Raw genomic sequence first — 15870 nt, 5'->3', positions numbered from 1 at the left:
CTAGGACCAGCGAAACACGTGTCCTTTCAAGGCGCGACGCGGTGACAGCACGAGGACAGGCAGAAGATGACAGGCTGGAAGTCGGGCAGACAGATCCTCGGTGCAGTGGTGGTGGTGGGTCTTCTGGCGGGATGCAACCGCGGGGATCGCGCCGACCGTGACCTGGAAGGGATGACCGCGCCGCAGATCTTCGCCCGCGGCGAGGCGCAGCTGGCCGACGACAAGCCCGAACAGGCCATCACCTCCTTCTCGGAGGTGGAGCGGCGGTTCCCCTACACCCAATACGCCAAACGCTCGCTGATCCTGCAGGCCTATGCCTATCATCAGGCGAAGGAGTATGAGGACGCGCGCGCCGCGGCGCAGCGGTTCCTCGACTTCTATCCCGCCGATCAGGATGCGGCCTATGCCCAGTATCTGCTGGCGCTGTCCTATTACGACCAGATCGACGAGGTGGGCCGCGACCAGGGCCTGACCTTCCAGGCGCTTCAGGAATTGCGCAAGGTGATCGAGAACTATCCCGACAGCCCCTATGCGCGTCAAGCCGTCCTGCAGTTCGACGTGGCCTTCGACCAGCTGGCGGCGAAGGAGATGGAGATTGGCCGCTTCTACCTGAAAAGCCGCAACTACACCGCCGCCGTGAACCGCTTCCGCGCGGTGGTGGAGCAGTATCAGACCACCAGCCACACGCCCGAGGCGCTGGAGCGTCTGGTGGAGGCCTATCTGGGTCTGGGCCTGACCGCCGAGGCGCAGACGGCCGGGGCGATCCTTGGCTACAACTACCGCTCCTCGCCCTTCTATGACGATGCCTATCGTCTTCTGACGGGCCGCGGTCTTGATCCCAAGGTCACGGGCGATAACTGGCTGGCATCGATCTACCGGCAGACCATTCGGGGTGAGTGGCTGTAACCTCCACGCAGGGGCCCCATGCTTCGCTCGCTCGACATTCGTGACATGCTCATCATCGAGAGGCTCTCGCTGGCGTTCCAGCCGGGGCTGAACGTGCTGACCGGGGAGACCGGGGCGGGGAAGTCGATCCTCCTCGACTCACTGGGTTTCGTGCTGGGCTGGCGGGGGCGGGCGGAACTGGTCCGCGCTGGGGCCGATACGGGAGAGGTGACGGCCGTCTTCGACCTGCCGCCGTCGCACGCCGCCCGCGCCGTGCTGGACGAGGCCGGGATCCGGGCCGAGGACGAGCTGATCCTGCGCCGCGTGAACCACACCGACGGGCGCAAGACCGCCTGGGTCAACGACCGCCGCGTGTCGGGCGAGGTGCTGCGTGCGCTGTCGGATGCGCTGGTGGAACTGCACGGCCAGCACGACGACCGGGGCCTTCTGAACCCGCGCGGTCACCGCCTGATGCTGGACGCCTTCGGGGCGCTGGACACCGGCCGCGCCCGCCGCGCCTGGGCCGATCTGGGCGCCGCCCGCCGTCGGCTGATGGAGGCGGAGGCGGCGCTGGACAGCATCCGCGCCGAGGAGGACTTCCTGCGTCATGCGGTGGGGGAACTGGACAAGCTGGACCCCCAGCCGGGCGAGGAGGCGAGCCTTGATACCCGCCGCCGCGCCATGCAGGGGGCGGAACGCATCCGCGACGACATCGCCCGCGCCCACGGCGCCCTGTCGGATCAGGGGGTGGAGGGTCTTCTGACTGATGCGACCCGCTGGCTGGAAGGTGCGTCCGACCGCGCGGAAGGCCGCCTGGAAGGTGCGCTGGCCGCCTTGGGCCGCGTCATGGTGGAATTGGGGGAGGCGCAGCAGGGCGTCGAGGACTGCCTGAACGCCCTCGACTTCGACCCGAACGAGTTGGAATCGCTGGAGGAACGCCTGTTCGCGATCCGCGCGATGGCCCGAAAGCATGGGGTCCTTGCGGACGAGTTGGGCGATTTCGCCGAAGGCCTGCGCCGCCGTCTGGCCGCGCTGGACGGCGGGGAGCGGGACATCGCCGGCCTGCGCAGCGCCGTCACCGAGGCCGAGTTGACCTATCGCCGCGAGGCGGAGGCGCTGACCGGTGCCCGGCGCAAGGCCGCCGTGAAGCTGGACAAGGCGATGGCCGCCGAGCTTGCCCCGCTGAAGATGGAACGCGCGGTGTTCGAAACGCTGGTGACCCCCGCCGATGCCGGGCCGGAAGGCGCCGATGCCGTGGCCTTCACGGTGGCAACCAATCCCGGCGCGCCCCCCGGACCGCTGAACAAGATCGCCTCGGGCGGGGAACTGTCGCGCTTCCTGCTGGCGCTGAAGGTCTGCCTGACCGGCGATTCGCGCGACATCACCATGATCTTCGACGAGATCGACCGCGGCGTGGGCGGCGCGACGGCGAACGCCGTGGGGCGGCGTCTGCGGTCCTTGGCCGAAGGCGGGCAGGTTCTGGTCGTGACACATTCGGCCCAGGTGGCGGCCTTGGGCGCGCATCACTGGCGGGTGGAAAAGCGCGTGCGGGACGGGATGACCACCTCCACCGTGGTGGGGCTGACCCATGACCAGCGGGTGGAGGAGGTGGGCCGCATGCTGGCCGGGGACACCATCACCGAGGCCGCGCGCGAAGCGGCGCGCGACCTGCTGGCCGGCTGACCCCACGGGCATCAACTGTTCCTGCATTGGCGGGAGGCACGAAATAGGCGGTAGCTGATGACTCAGTGGCCTTTCCCGGCGCGGTGGGAGGCGGGCGATCCGTGAAGGCCCGCCCGCACCTCGTCAGGCGACCTCGGCGAAGACCTTGGTCAGGGCGGCGTCCAGCTTGCCGAACATCTCTTCCAGATGCGCCTCGGTGCAGATGAACGGCGGGCACAGCACGATGCTTTGCCCCAGGGGACGGCAGATCAGGCCGTGGTCGGTGCAGGTGTTGGCGATCCGTTCGCTGACCGACAGGGTGCCGGGGAAGGGGGTCTTCGTGGCCTTGTCCTGCACGGCCTCCAGCGCGCCCATCAGGCCCTTGCCGCGCCATTCGCCGATGTTCGGGTTCTCGGCCAGCTTGGCCATGCCCGCCTCGAACATCGGGGTCAGGGTGCGCACATTCTCGGCCAGCCCGCCATTCGTCACGAGATCGATGGCCGCGAGCGCGATCGCGCAGCCGACCGGATGGCCGGACGCGGTGAAGCCGTGCGGAAACTCCTCAATCGCGTTGGACGCGTCTTGCAGGCGGTCCGCAAGGTCCGGTCCCAGCAGGATCGCGCCCATCGGGAAATAGCCGGCCGTCATCGCCTTCGACGCGATGATGGCGTCGGGCACGAAATCGTAGGTCTGGCAGCCCCACAGGTTGCCCGTGCGTCCGAAGCCGGTGATCACCTCGTCCGCGATCAGGGGGATGCCGTATTTTTTCAGCACCGCTTGGATCGCCTGGAAATAACCGTCCGAGGGCGGGATGACCCCGCCCGCGCCGATCACCGGCTCGGCAAAGAAGCCGGCGATGGTGTCGGGGCCTTCCTTGATGATGGTGGCTTCCAGCTCGCGGGCCAGACGCTGGGTGAACTGTTGTTCGGTCTCGCCCTCTTGCCCGAAGCGCCAGTAATGCGGCGACCCGACATGGAGGAAGCCCGGCAGCGGCAGCCCGAAGACCGAGTTGTAGGGCTTGCCCGTCATTGACGCCGCGACCGCCGTCACCCCATGATAGCTGTTCCAGCGGGTGATGATCTTGCGGCGCTGCGGCTGGCCTTCGGACGCGCCGAGGAACCAGAGCATCTTGACCATGGTGTCGTTCGCCTCGGACCCCGAATTGGTGTAGAACACCTTTCCGCGGGGGTAGGGCGACACCTCGATCAGGGTTTCCGACAGCATCACCGTCTGGTCCGACATGCGCCCGAACAGCGAATGGTAGCCGGGGAAGCGGTCGTATTGCGCCTTCGCCGCCTCGGCCAGTTTCGGGTGATTGAAGCCCGCCACCATGTTCCACAGGCCGGAGTTCGAGTCGAAGTAGCGCTTGCCGTTCGTGTCGTGAACATAGGGACCTTCGCCATGCGTCAGCACGACCGTGCCCCGTTCTGCGATGGTGGGCAGGTCGGTGAAACCGTAGAACGACGCGCTTTCGGCGCGGGCGTCCCAGCTGTTCGGGGCAGTGTCACGCATGGGGGAGGGCTCCTTCAGGTTGGGCCCAGCCTAGCCGTGGCGCCGAAGGCTGTCCATCTCAGACGCCAAGGCGATCCCGCATCGCGTACCACGTCATCGCGAGCGCGAGGAGCGGGCTGCGCAGGGCCGGGCCGCCCGGAAAGCGGGGTTGCGGCAGGGCGGCCATCAGGTCGAAGCGTTCGGCCTGCCCGGCCACCGCCTCGGCCAGGATGCGGCCCGCCAAGGTCGCCAGCGCCACCCCGTGTCCGGAATAGCCCGACACCGACAGCACGTTTGGCGCCACGCGGCGGAAGCAGGGCATGCGGTTCATCGTGATGGACAGGGTGCCGCCCCAGGCGTGATCGATCCGCACGTCCTTCAGCTGGGGATACACCTCCAGCATCGGTTTGCGGACGGTGCCGTCAATGTCGCGGGGGAAGCGGTAGCCGTAGCTTTCGCCGCCGCCGAACAGCAGGCGGTTGTCCTCGCTCATCCGCCAGTAGTTCACGACGAACTTCGTGTCATGGGCGGCGATGGGCGCCATCAGCCCGTCCAGCGGTTCGGTCGCCACGATGAAGTTGTTGATCGGCATGACCCGCGACGCCACCTGCGGTTCCAGCCTGCCCAGATAGCCGCCACAGGCAAGGATCACGTGATCGGCCCGCACATGCCCGCCATCGGTGTGCACGGTGGTGCCGTCCAGACGGGTGACGGTGCTGCGTTCGAAGATCCGCGCCTTGGCCGCCCCCGCCAGCCCAAGGGCAAAGTTCAACGGGTGGATGCTGCCCGCACCACGGTCGATGTCGCCGCCCAGAAACCGGTCCGTGCCCAGCAGGGCCGCCAGTTCGGCGGCGTCCAGCGGTTGCACCTGATCGTAGTCATAGTCACGCGCCAGCTTTTCCGCATAGGCGTGGGAATGGGCGACCTCGGCCTTGGTGCGGGCGGCGTGGGCGATGCCGGGGCGGAAGGTGACGGGCAAGGCGTGTCGGTCGATCAGCCCGCGCACCAGCGCCTTCGCCTCTTGCCCCAGATCCCACAGGCGGCGGGCGTCGGACTTGCCGACCATGGCTTCCAGATCGTCCTGTTCCAGCCGCTGGCCTGATCCGACCTGCCCGCCGTTGCGCCCCGAGGCGCCGAAGCCCACGCGATGCGCTTCCAGCACCACCACGTCAAAGCCGCGTTCCGCCAGATGAAGCGCCGCCGACAGCCCGCTGTAGCCGCCGCCGACGATGCAGACATCGGCCCGCACCTCCCCCTTCAGGGTGGGGAACGGGTCCAGCGGCGTGGCGGTGGCCGCATAATAGCTGGCGGGGTATTCGCCGGGCCGGTCGTTGGCGGTCAGCAGGTTCATACGTTCAGCAGCAGATGTTCGCGTTCCCAAGGGGAGATGACCTGCAGGAATTCCTTGTATTCGTTGCGCTTCACCGCGTCGTAATACTTGCAGAACTCCTCGCCCATCACCTCGCGCAGGGCCGTGTTCTCCTCCAGCAGGTCCAGGGCGTCGCCCAGGTTGTAGGGCAGGTCCGTCTCGCCCATATAGGCGCTGCCGATGCATTCGGGGCGGGGCATCTTCTTTTCCATCAGCCCCAGATAACCGCAGGCCAGCGAGGCGGCGATCCCGACATACGGGTTGCAGTCCATCCCCGCCAGCCGGTTTTCCAGACGCCGCGCCTCGGCCGAGGAGATGGGGATGCGCAGACCGGTGGTGCGGTTGTCGCGGCCCCATTCCAGGTTGATCGGTGCGGCGAAGTCCGGAACGTAGCGGCGATAGCTGTTCACATAGGGCGCCAGAAGCGCCACGGCGGCGGGCAGGTGGTTCTGCATCCCGGCGATGAAGTGCAGGAACTGGTCCGTCTCGCTGCCCTTGGCGTCGGAGAAGATGTTCTTCCCGCTCGCGATGTCGGTGACCGAATGGTGGATGTGCATGGCGCTGCCCGGCTCCCCCTCGATCGGCTTGGCCATAAAGGTGGCAAAGCAGTCGTGGCGCAAGGCGGCCTCGCGGATCAGGCGCTTGAAGAAGAAGATCTCGTCCGCGAGCTTCACCGGGTCGCCATGGGCCAGGTTGATCTCCACCTGACCCGCGCCGCCTTCCTGAAGGATGCCGTCGATCTCGAACCCCTGCAATTCGGCGAAGTCGTAGATGTCGTCGATCACCTTGCCGTATTCGTCGACCGCGCTCATGGAATAGGCCTGACGACCGGCGGCCCGGCGGCCCGAACGGCCCATGGGCGGCATCACCGGCATGTTGGGGTCGATGTTGCGCGCGGTCAGGAAGAACTCCATCTCGGGCGCGACGATCGGCTTCCAACCCTGATCGGCGTAAAGCTGCACGACCCGTTTCAGCACGTTGCGCGGCGCGGTGCCCACGGGTTCGCCCGACTGGTTCACGGCGTCATGGATCACCTGAAGCGTCACGTCCGCCGTCCAGGGCGCCGCCGTGGCGGTGGAGTAGTCGGGATACAGGATCATGTCCGGTTCGGTGAAGGACCCCACAGGATTGTCCGCCCATTCGCCCGTGATCGTCTGGAGGAAGATGGAGTTCGGGAGGAAGAAGCTGCTCTGCCTGGCGAATTTCGAGGCCGGCATCGCCTTGCCCCGCGCCACGCCCGCCACGTCCGAGACAATGCACTCCACCTCGTCCAGACGACGGTTGGCGATGTAGTCACGCGCCGCTTGCGGGATCTGATCGGTCCAGTCGGACATGGGGCTACCTCGGCTGCAGGAAGAATTCGGCGATCCGGTCCGCGATGCGGTCGGAGTCGTTGGGCTGGCCCAGACGCGCGCGCGCCTGTTGCAAAAGCGGGTCGGGCACCACGCCTTCGCCGCGGGTGCGGATCAGGCCGTCGATGAAACGGTCCGGAAACTCCGGATGGGCCTGGATGGTCAGCGCACGGTCGTCATAGATCAGCGCGGCGTTGGTGCAGAAGTCGGAGGTGGCCAGACGCTCGGCCCCGGCCGGCGCCTCCACCACCTGGTCCTGATGCCAGGCGTTCAGGGTCAACGTCTCATCGTCGAAGCGGTAGGGGGTGGCGCCCACGGACCAGCCGCCCGCGAACTTTTCCACCCGCCCGCCCAGCGCTTTGGCGATGATCTGGTGGCCAAAGCAGATGCCCACCATCGGCACATGCGCGGCGTAGGCGTCGCGGATCAGCGCCTCCAGCGGCGGAAGGAAGGCGTGATCCTCGTAGACGCCATGGCGCGACCCGGTGATCAGCCAGCCGTCGGCCTGCTCCTCGTCCATCGGGAACTGGAGGTCCACGACTCGCCACGTCCGGAATTCGAAGCCGTAGCCGTCCAGAAGCCGCGCGAACATCTCGGGGTAGTCCCCGTGCTCTGCCAGAAGATCCTTGGGCGCGTCGCCCGTCTGCAAGATGCCGATCCGCATGATTGTCCGTCCTTTTCTGTGGCCACCCTAGCCACACGGCCGGAACCTGTCGAGACGGGGCTAGCGGATGATCTGCGGCAGAAAGCGCGGCTTACGGCGGGCGCGTTCGTTGGAGGGCAGGTGCCGGTTCAGCCGCCGCCCGATCCGCCCGAACACCCATGTCAGCAACAGGGTCAGGCAGATGAAGTAGAAGGCCACGATCGGATACGGCACGAAGGGGTTGAACGTTCGCCCGGCGAAGTAGCTGGCGTAATAAAGCGCGTCGCCCCGCTGCTGGAAGGCCGGAAAGCCCGAGAAGAACACCAGTGTCGTGGCGTGGAACAGAAAGATCGCCTCATTCGTGTAGGCGGGCCAGGCCAGCCGCATCATCGTAGGAAAGCGGATGCGGCGGAAGCGCGACCAGCCGTTGATGCCGTAGGCGTCCGCCGCCTCCAGGTCCCCCTTGGGGATGGAACGAAGGGCGCCGAGGAAGATCTCGGCCGTGTAGGCGGCGGTGTTGAAGAACAGCACCAGCGCCGCGCCGGCCCAGGCGCGCGTCATCCAGTCGGTGCCGATGTGCAGGTCGAACAGCCCCAGCGGCACGGTGATCCCGTCGCGCGGCAGCAGCACCAGAAGCTGGTAGGCCACAAAGAACTGGATGAACAGCGGCGAGCCTCGGAACACGAAGACGAACCAGTCGCAGGGCGTGCGGATCCAGACGTGGCGCGAATCCTTTCCCATGGCCAGGCCGATGGCCAGAAAGAAGCCGAGCGCCAGCGTCACCACTGCGAAATACACGTTCCAGATCAGGCCGGAGCCGATCAGCGTGAACTGCTGGCACAGGTCATACCCCTCGCGCGGCAAGAGCCGTTCGCCAAAGCCGAGGGAGCGGAAGGCATAGGCCTGGATCGTTTCGGTGCAGGTCATGCGGTCTGTCCCCCTTCGCGGCGCTGCGCCTCGCCCGAGGCGGTGGCCTGCCCGCGGCTGAGCCGGCGTTCCAGCCGCGCCAGCAGGCGTTCCGACAGCGCCGTCATCAGCAGATAGAAGACCAGCAGGCCTAGGAAGTACCACAGCCGCCAGTCGGGGTGCGGATAGGCATAGGTGGAGGTCTTGGAGCCCCCGAGTTCGCGCGCCCAGTAGACGATGTCCTGCACGCCCAGAAGGAACAGGAGCGGCGTGGCCTTGATCAGCACCAGCCACAGGTTGGACAGGCCGGGCAGGGCGTAGATCCACATCTGCGGCACAAGGATGCGGCGAAACACCTGCCGCGGCGTCATGCCGTAGCTTTCCGCAGTCTCGATCTGTGCGCGGGGGACGGCCTTCATCGCGCCTGACAGGACGTTGGCGGCAAAGGCGCCGAAGACCAGCGCGAAGGTGACGACCGCCAGTGCGAAGCCATAGATCTGGTGCACGATCTGCGGGGCTGAATTCGGCGGCATCTTGGCCTGCGGGCAGACACGGAATTCCAGCCCGTTGCGGATCGGGTCCGTCCAGCCGGGGCAGCGGGCCTGATGGATCAACCACTCGATCCCTTGGTCCAGCGCGATCACGAAGAACAGGAAGAACACGATGTCCGGCACGCCGCGCACCATCGCCATGTAGCCCTTGCCCAGCCAGCGCAAGGGTGCGGCGCCCGAACGGGCCGCCATCGCGCCGCCAAAGCCGAAGCCGAGCGCGATGGGCGCGGTCACGGCCAGCAGCACCAGCACCGTCAGAAACGAGGCATAGAACGACAGATGCGTGCCCGTCGTGAGGTAGCACGACAGCCAGGACAGGCCTTCCAGCGATTTGGGATCAGCGCAATATGCGAACATCGGGGTCGGGGCGCGGGGATGCCGCGCCCCCTCCTCTTAGAATTGGGGTGCGGTCTCGCCGAACCATTCCTTGGCCATCGTGTTCAGCGTGCCGTCCTCCTTCAGGGCGGTCAGCGCCTCGTCCAGCTTGGCCTTCAGCTCCGTGTCGGACTTGCGCAGGCCGATGCCGAGACCGCCGCCCAAGGCCACGTCCTCGCCCAGCCAGGAAAACTCGCCGTTCGATTCTTCCACGATCGGAACCAGGAAGTCCTTGTCGGCGAAGACGGCGTCGGCCTCGCCGTTGCGAACGGCGGCAACGGCTTCGTCAGGCGTGGCGAATTCCAGCAGCGTCGCGCCGGATTCCGCGACGTGGCTCGCCTGGATCGTGCCGACCTGCGCCGCGACGACCGCGCTGTCAAGATCGGTGTCCGGCTCCATCGTCGCATAGGCCGAAGCCAGCGGCGGCAGGTAGTTCTGCGTGAAGTCGATCACCTCGCGCCGTTCATCGGTGATGCTCATCCCCGCGATGATGGTGTCGAAGTTGCCCGATTGCAGGTTCGGGATGATGCTGTCCCAGTCGGTCGTGACCCATTCGCAGGTCAGCCCGGCCTTTTCGCAGACCGCATCGCCGACGTCGCGGTCGTAGCCGTCAACCTCGCCCGCGTCGTTGATGAAGTTGTAGGGAGGGTAGGCGCCCTCGGTCCCCATGCGGACCACGTCTTGCGCCAGCGCGCCGCCGGCGGTCAGGGCCAGAAGGGCCGAAGATAGGATAAGCTGTTTCATCGTGGTCTCTCCCTTTGGATGTCAGGTGCCGGCGGACAGGAACGCGCGCAGGCGGGCGGATTGCGGGTTGCCGAACAGCGTGGCGGGATCGCCCTGCTCCTCGATGCGGCCCTGGTGCAGGAAGATGACGTGGTCGGAACAGTCCGCCGCCATCTTCATGTCATGGGTGACGATGATCATCGTGCGCCCTTCGTCGGCCAGCGCCTTGATGACGCGGACGACCTCCTGCTCCAGCTCCGGATCCAGGGCGCTGGTGGGTTCGTCGAACAGAAGGGCGCGCGGTTCCATGCACAGGGCGCGGGCGATGGCGGCGCGCTGCTGCTGGCCGCCCGAGAGTTGCGAGGGCCAGGCGTCGGCCTTGTCGGCGATGCCCACCTTCGCCAAATAGCCGCGGGCCTTTTCCTCCACCTCGGCGCGCGGGCGGCCAAGGACGGTCAGCGGCGCCTCCATCACGTTCTGCAGGATCGTCATGTGGGACCAGAGGTTGAACTGCTGGAACACCATCGACAGGTTCGTGCGGATGCGCAGCACCTGCTGGCGGTCCGCAGGCTCCCGGTGGCGCCCCTCGCCGCGCCATGTGACGGGCTCCCCCTCGAACAGGATGTCGCCGGCTTGGCTGTTTTCCAGAAGGTTGCAGCAACGCAGCAGGGTGGACTTCCCCGACCCCGAGGATCCGATGAGGGAGATCACGTGCCCGCGCGGCGCCGTCAGGTCCACGCCCTTCAGCACCTCAAGCTGGTCATAGGATTTGTGAAGGTTCCGGATTTGAAGAACCGGAGCGGTGGGTGCGGTCACGTTGCCTCGCCTGTTTTGCGTTCTATTACGGGCGCGGGGTGGCGGTATGCAACGCGGAATCTCAGCCTTCCTGCACCTTCTGCCGCGCCAGCGCCGATTCCTGATCCGTCACGCCCAAAAGTTTGGCAACCAGACGGATCAGTTGATCCTCCACCGCGTCGCGGCCGCCATCGGCCAAGGCCACGGCCCACAGCGCCTGCATCAGGCCGTCGCGGTCCTCATGCGGCACGGCGTCCTTCAGGGCACGGGTGAAGCGCACGGTGTCGGGGGCCTCGGCCTCCAGCGCTTCGGCCTGGTGGCGCAGGGCGATGGCGTCCTGCGCGGACAGGCCGTGGCGGCGGGCCAGAACGCGGTCGATGCGCCCGATCTCGACCTCGGTATATTGCCCGTCGGCGCGGGCGATGCGGACCAGAAGCGCCGCCAGTGCCAGACGGCTGTCCGGCTCGGGCAGGCGGGTGTCGGACCCTTCGGTGATGCGGCGAAGAAGTTGTTCAAACATGCGCATGATCATGGTGCGCGTGGCGGCCAAGTCTAGGCGAAAAGTGCCGAAATGCGTTTCGCCTCATCCTCGGTGCCCCAAGGGGCGTTGATGACGAACATGCCCGAGCCGATCATCTTGTGGCCGGCCTTGGCCGCGGGGAAGCGCACTTCGTGCCGCAGTGCGTCGGGGAAGCGTTCGGACAGTTCGGCCAGCATGCCGATGTGGGCGGCGCTGGTCAGCAGCGGATACCACAGGGCGATGATGCCGACGTTCCACTTCTTCGCGATGTTGGCGATGTGGCCGGGGATCGCGTCGTAATCCGACTTCACCTCATAGGGCGGGTCGATCAGCATCAGGCCCCGGCGCGGGGTGGGGGGCGTCAGGGCCAGCGCCATCGCGAACCCGTCCTTCTTCTGGACATGCGCGTCCCACAGGTGGATCACCTCGGACAGGATGCGGTGTTCCTGCGGGTGCAGTTCGGCCAGATGGATCTTGTCCATGTCGCGCAGGGTCATCGCGGCCAGCAGGGGCGATCCGGGATAGGCGGCGTCGCCCCAGCGGGCGCGCGTCTCCTCCAGCCGCTGGCGATAAGGATGGTCGGGGGCGAAGAACTCGCGCACCGCGCCGATGCCCTTTTCCGCCTCGCCGGTCTTCACGGCCTCCTCGGCGTCCAGCATGTACAGGCCGCGCCCGGCATGCGTCTCGATATAGGTGAGGGGTTTGTCCTTCTGCACCAGATAATCGAGCATGAAGCACAGCAGCGCGTGCTTCTGGACATCGGCCAGATTCCCGGCGTGATACAGGTGTTGATAGGACAGCATGGCGCCTTCGCTAGCCTCCCGCGCCACAATCCACAAGGAAACTTTCATTAAGGTAACAAAACCCTGATTTTTCGGGTTCCCAGAGTTTTAAAATTACGTTATCGCGGCGAATTGCAACTAAACCGGAAACACGTCATGACCGATATTTCCCCCGACGCTGCGACCGGCACCGCGCAACCGCTGAACAAGCCGTCGCGTGTGCTGGCGGCCAGCCTCATCGGCACCACCATCGAATTCTACGACTTCTACATCTATGCCACGGCGGCCGTGCTGGTCTTCCCCGTGCTGTTCTTCCCCGGCACGGATGAGACGACGGCCCTTCTGGCGTCCTTCGCCACTTTCTCGGTCGCGTTCTTCGCCCGGCCCTTCGGCGCCATCGTCTTCGGCCATTTCGGCGACAAGATCGGCCGCAAGGCGACGCTGGTCGCGGCGCTGCTGACCATGGGGATCTCCACCATCGTCATCGGCCTTCTGCCGACCTACGCCTCCATCGGGGTGATGGCGCCGCTGTTCCTCGCGCTCTGCCGGTTCGGACAGGGCTTCGGCCTTGGTGGCGAATGGGGCGGGGCGGTGCTGATCGCGACGGAAAACGCTCCTCCGGGCAAGAAGAGCTGGTACGGCATGTTCCCGCAGCTGGGCGCGCCGGTCGGCCTCTTCATCGCGTCGGGCGTGTTCTACATCCTTCTGCACTTCGTGCCCGAAGGGCAGACGGCCAGCGCATGGCTTGCGGAAAGCGGCATCTGGCGCGCACCGTTCCTCGCCTCGGCCATCCTGATCATCATCGGCATGTGGGTGCGGCTGTCCATCACGGAAACGCCCGACTTCCAGAAGGCGATCGACAAGCATGAACGCGTGGCCGTTCCTGCGGCCGAGATCTTCACCAGCTACAAGCGCAGCCTGTTCCTTGGCACCTTCGTGGCGCTGGCGACCTTCGTGCTGTTCTACATCGGCACCGCGTATCTGCTGTCCTACAACACCAAGGTCATCAAGATGCCGCTGCTGGAGGCGATCGAGATCCAGCTTCTGGGCGCCATCGCCTTCGGCCTGTTCATCCCGATCGTGGGCAAGCTGGGCGACCGCTTCGGCCGCCGCCAGGTGCTGACCTGGGTGACGGTGGGCATCGCGCTGTTCTCCTTTGCGCTGGCGCCGCTCTGGTCCATGGGAACGTCAGGCATCATCATCTTCGTGCTGATCGGCATGGCGTTGATGGGCATGACCTATGGCCTGATTGGCACGGCGCTGGCCGCACCCTTCCCGACGCGCGTCCGCTACACCGGGTCGTCGCTGACCTTCAACTTCGCGGGCATCTTCGGCGCCTCGCTGGCGCCCTATGCGGCGACCTACCTGCAGTCGAACTACGGCCTGCACGCGGTGGGCTACTACCTTGGCGGCGCGGCGGTCATCACGCTGCTGTGCATCTGGGGTTCGCGCAAAGGCGAAGTCTGAGCGCATCGTCCGACTTGCCGACAAAGGCTGTCCCTGGGGGCGGCCTTTTTCATTCGGGGTTCAGCTTCGCGACGGACATGCAAAAAGGCGCCCCGCAGGGCGCCTTTCGTTTCGCATAGATGGGAAGCGTCAGACCAGACGGCTAGCGTCGATGGCCGCGCGAACGAAGTCGGCGAACAGCGGGTGCGGCGCGAAGGGCTTCGATTTCAGCTCCGGGTGGAACTGCACGCCGATGAACCACGGATGGCCCTTCATCTCCACGATCTCGGGCAGGCGGCCGTCGGGCGACATGCCCGAGAAGGTCATCCCGCAAGCTTCCAACTGGTCGCGATAGGTGATGTCCACTTCGTAGCGGTGACGGTGGCGCTCCTCGATCTCGGTCGTGCCATAGACGCGGGCCACCAGCGAATCCTCGGCCAGCGCGGCGGTGTAGGCGCCCAGGCGCATGGTGCCGCCCTTGTCGTCGCCGATCTTGCGTTCCACGACATGGTTGCCCTGCACCCATTCCTTCAGGTGATAGACGACCGGGGTGAAGCGCTTGTGGCCCGTTTCGTGGTCGAACTCCTCCGACCCCGCGTTCTTGACCTTGGCGAGGTTCCGCGCCGCCTCGATCACGGCCATCTGCATGCCAAGGCAGATGCCCAGATAGGGCAGGTTCTTTTCGCGGGCGTATTGCGCGGCGCGGATCTTGCCCTCGGTGCCGCGTTCGCCAAAGCCCCCGGGCACCAGGATCGCGTGATAGCCTTCCAGATAGGGGGCGGGGTCCTGATGCTCGAACTGCTCGGCGTCGATCCATTCGGCCTTCACGCGGGTGCGGTTGGCCATGCCTCCATGGGTCAGCGCCTCGGCGATGGATTTATAGGCGTCTTCCAGCTGCGTGTACTTGCCGACAATGGCCACGCGCACCTCGCCCTCGGCATGAACCAGGCGGTCCATCACATCGGTCCAGCGCGACAGGTTGGGCTTGGGCGCGGGCGAGATGCCGAACGCGTCCAGAACCGCCTGGTCAAAGCCCTCGCGGTGATAAGCCAGCGGCGCCTCGTAGATCGTCTTCAGGTCTGGGGCCGCGATCACCGCGTCCTTGCGGACGTTGCAGAAGAGGGCGATCTTCTCGCGCTCCTTTTCCGGAATCTCATGCTCGGACCGCAGAAGCAGCACGTCGGGCGCGATGCCGATCGACCGCAGTTCCTTGACCGAATGCTGGGTGGGCTTCGTCTTCAGCTCACCCGAGGCCGTCACATAGGGCAACAGCGTCAGGTGGACGAAGATGCACTGGCCGCGCGGCTTGTCCTGCGCGAACTGACGGATCGCTTCGAAGAAGGGCAGGCCTTCGATATCGCCGACCGTGCCGCCGATCTCGCACAGCATGAAGTCGACCTCGTCCTCGCCTACGGACAGGAAGTCCTTGATCTCATTCGTGACGTGGGGGATCACCTGAATCGTCTTGCCGAGGTAGTCGCCACGGCGTTCCTTTTCCAGCACGGTGGAATAGATGCGGCCCGACGACACGCTGTCGGTGTTGCGCGCGGCTACGCCCGTGAAGCGTTCGTAATGACCAAGATCAAGGTCGGTCTCCGCGCCGTCATCGGTGACGAAGACCTCGCCATGTTCGAACGGGCTCATCGTGCCGGGGTCGACGTTCAGGTAGGGGTCGAGCTTGCGGAGGCGGACTGAATAGCCGCGCGCCTGCAAAAGCGCACCCAGTGCCGCCGAGGCCAGGCCCTTGCCCAGCGAGGACACCACGCCGCCGGTGATGAAAACATATCGCGCCATGCGTGGAGATCTCCCGTGAATACGATTTGAGGACGGCGATTCGGCAGTGCGGAATCGCATCATCACGGGACTCGGGATATAACGCAGGGCCTCACCCTGCGCAACCGGCCCCGTGATGAAGGCCGGGCCCTGCGGCCCGACATGCGTGATGGATCAGTTGGCCGGAGCCGGAGCCGGCGGGGGCGTCGCATCGTCCGCGCGCGGCGGCGTGAGCGAGCCCGAGCCGGAGGTCGTGCCGGTCGTGGGGGGCAGCAGGCCCGCGCCGGGGGCCGCATCGTCGCCCTGAGCGTCCTGCGAGGTGGAGCTGCCGATCTGGTCAAGGACCGACCCGCCGGAGGAGTTCGAGGCCGCGACGATGGTCAGCGCCACCGAGGTGCAGATGAAGGCGATCGCGATCAGCCAGGTGGCCCGCGTCAGCGCGGTGGCCGCCTGACGGCGCGTCATGGCACCGCCGCCGCTGCCGCCCATGCCAAGGCCGCCGCCCTCGGACCGTTGCAACAGCACGACCCCCACAAGCAGCAGGGCGAGGATCAGGTGAACGGTGAGGATGACGTTTTCCATGCAGGAACGGCCTTC

Annotated in this window: 15 protein-coding genes; 3 read left to right on the top strand and 12 right to left on the bottom strand. The window is 66.3% G+C overall.

The annotated features are described in order from the left end of the window. Positions 1-66: 66 nt before the first annotated feature. Positions 67-906 (top strand): outer membrane protein assembly factor BamD, encoded by an 840-nt coding sequence (locus PIJ50_RS00165; RefSeq protein WP_271971651.1) that lies wholly within the window; start codon positions 67-69, stop codon positions 904-906. A gap of 18 nt (positions 907-924) precedes the next feature. Beyond that, the gene (recN, locus tag PIJ50_RS00160; protein WP_271971649.1) at positions 925-2568 is read left to right on the top strand and encodes a DNA repair protein RecN; all 1644 of its coding nucleotides are present in this window, start codon (positions 925-927) and stop codon (positions 2566-2568) included. Positions 2569-2691: 123 nt separating this feature from the next. Here recN and PIJ50_RS00155 read toward each other — a convergent pair whose 3' ends face one another. From PIJ50_RS00155 to rlmJ, 10 genes are all read right to left on the bottom strand, one after another. Beyond that, positions 2692-4059, bottom strand: coding sequence for an aminotransferase (locus PIJ50_RS00155; protein WP_271971647.1), 1368 nt, complete (start codon positions 4057-4059; stop codon positions 2692-2694). 58 nt (positions 4060-4117) lie between these two features. Further along, a complete protein-coding gene (locus PIJ50_RS00150) occupies positions 4118-5389 on the bottom strand; it encodes an NAD(P)/FAD-dependent oxidoreductase (protein ID WP_271971645.1) in 1272 nt (423 codons plus the stop codon). Further along, entirely contained in the window at positions 5386-6741 is a 1356-nt protein-coding gene (locus tag PIJ50_RS00145) for a glutamine synthetase family protein (RefSeq protein ID WP_271971643.1), read from the bottom strand. The genes PIJ50_RS00150 and PIJ50_RS00145 overlap by 4 nt, the downstream gene beginning before the upstream one ends. A 4-nt stretch (positions 6742-6745) precedes the next feature. Beyond that, positions 6746-7423, bottom strand: coding sequence for a type 1 glutamine amidotransferase (locus PIJ50_RS00140; RefSeq protein ID WP_271971641.1), 678 nt, complete (start codon positions 7421-7423; stop codon positions 6746-6748). A 60-nt stretch (positions 7424-7483) separates the two neighbouring features. Next, a complete protein-coding gene (locus PIJ50_RS00135; RefSeq protein ID WP_271971639.1) occupies positions 7484-8329 on the bottom strand; it encodes an ABC transporter permease in 846 nt (281 codons plus the stop codon). Next, the gene (locus PIJ50_RS00130; RefSeq protein WP_271971638.1) at positions 8326-9216 is read right to left on the bottom strand and encodes an ABC transporter permease; all 891 of its coding nucleotides are present in this window, start codon (positions 9214-9216) and stop codon (positions 8326-8328) included. Before PIJ50_RS00130 ends, PIJ50_RS00135 begins: the two co-directional genes overlap by 4 nt. Before the next feature lie 36 nt (positions 9217-9252). Next, the gene (locus PIJ50_RS00125) at positions 9253-9978 is read right to left on the bottom strand and encodes a transporter substrate-binding domain-containing protein (RefSeq protein ID WP_271971636.1); all 726 of its coding nucleotides are present in this window, start codon (positions 9976-9978) and stop codon (positions 9253-9255) included. A 21-nt stretch (positions 9979-9999) separates the two neighbouring features. After that, a complete protein-coding gene (locus tag PIJ50_RS00120) occupies positions 10000-10773 on the bottom strand; it encodes an ABC transporter ATP-binding protein (protein ID WP_271971634.1) in 774 nt (257 codons plus the stop codon). Between the two features lie 61 nt (positions 10774-10834). Continuing rightward, positions 10835-11272 (bottom strand): tellurite resistance TerB family protein, encoded by a 438-nt coding sequence (locus PIJ50_RS00115; RefSeq protein WP_271971632.1) that lies wholly within the window; start codon positions 11270-11272, stop codon positions 10835-10837. Positions 11273-11304: 32 nt separating this feature from the next. Then, positions 11305-12075 (bottom strand): 23S rRNA (adenine(2030)-N(6))-methyltransferase RlmJ, encoded by a 771-nt coding sequence (gene rlmJ, locus PIJ50_RS00110; RefSeq protein ID WP_271971630.1) that lies wholly within the window; start codon positions 12073-12075, stop codon positions 11305-11307. A gap of 135 nt (positions 12076-12210) precedes the next feature. Here rlmJ and PIJ50_RS00105 point away from each other — a divergent pair, with 135 nt between their 5' ends. Beyond that, positions 12211-13521 (top strand): MFS transporter, encoded by a 1311-nt coding sequence (locus tag PIJ50_RS00105; protein WP_271971628.1) that lies wholly within the window; start codon positions 12211-12213, stop codon positions 13519-13521. A 129-nt stretch (positions 13522-13650) separates the two neighbouring features. On the opposite strand, the gene pyrG is transcribed toward PIJ50_RS00105, so the two are convergent. Further along, a complete protein-coding gene (gene pyrG, locus PIJ50_RS00100) occupies positions 13651-15294 on the bottom strand; it encodes a CTP synthase (RefSeq protein ID WP_271971627.1) in 1644 nt (547 codons plus the stop codon). Between the two features lie 153 nt (positions 15295-15447). After that, positions 15448-15855 carry a preprotein translocase subunit SecG gene (secG, locus tag PIJ50_RS16405; protein ID WP_442900684.1) on the bottom strand — a complete coding sequence of 136 codons (408 nt, stop codon included), beginning with the start codon at positions 15853-15855 and terminating at the stop codon, positions 15448-15450. Between the last annotated feature and the right edge of the window lie 15 nt (positions 15856-15870).

Source organism: Falsirhodobacter sp. 20TX0035, assembly GCF_028307215.1.
In the GTDB taxonomy this organism is placed as follows: domain Bacteria; phylum Pseudomonadota; class Alphaproteobacteria; order Rhodobacterales; family Rhodobacteraceae; genus Falsirhodobacter.
The sequence above is the reverse complement of the archived record's forward strand: the minus strand, read 5'-3'. Positions and strand labels throughout refer to the sequence as shown.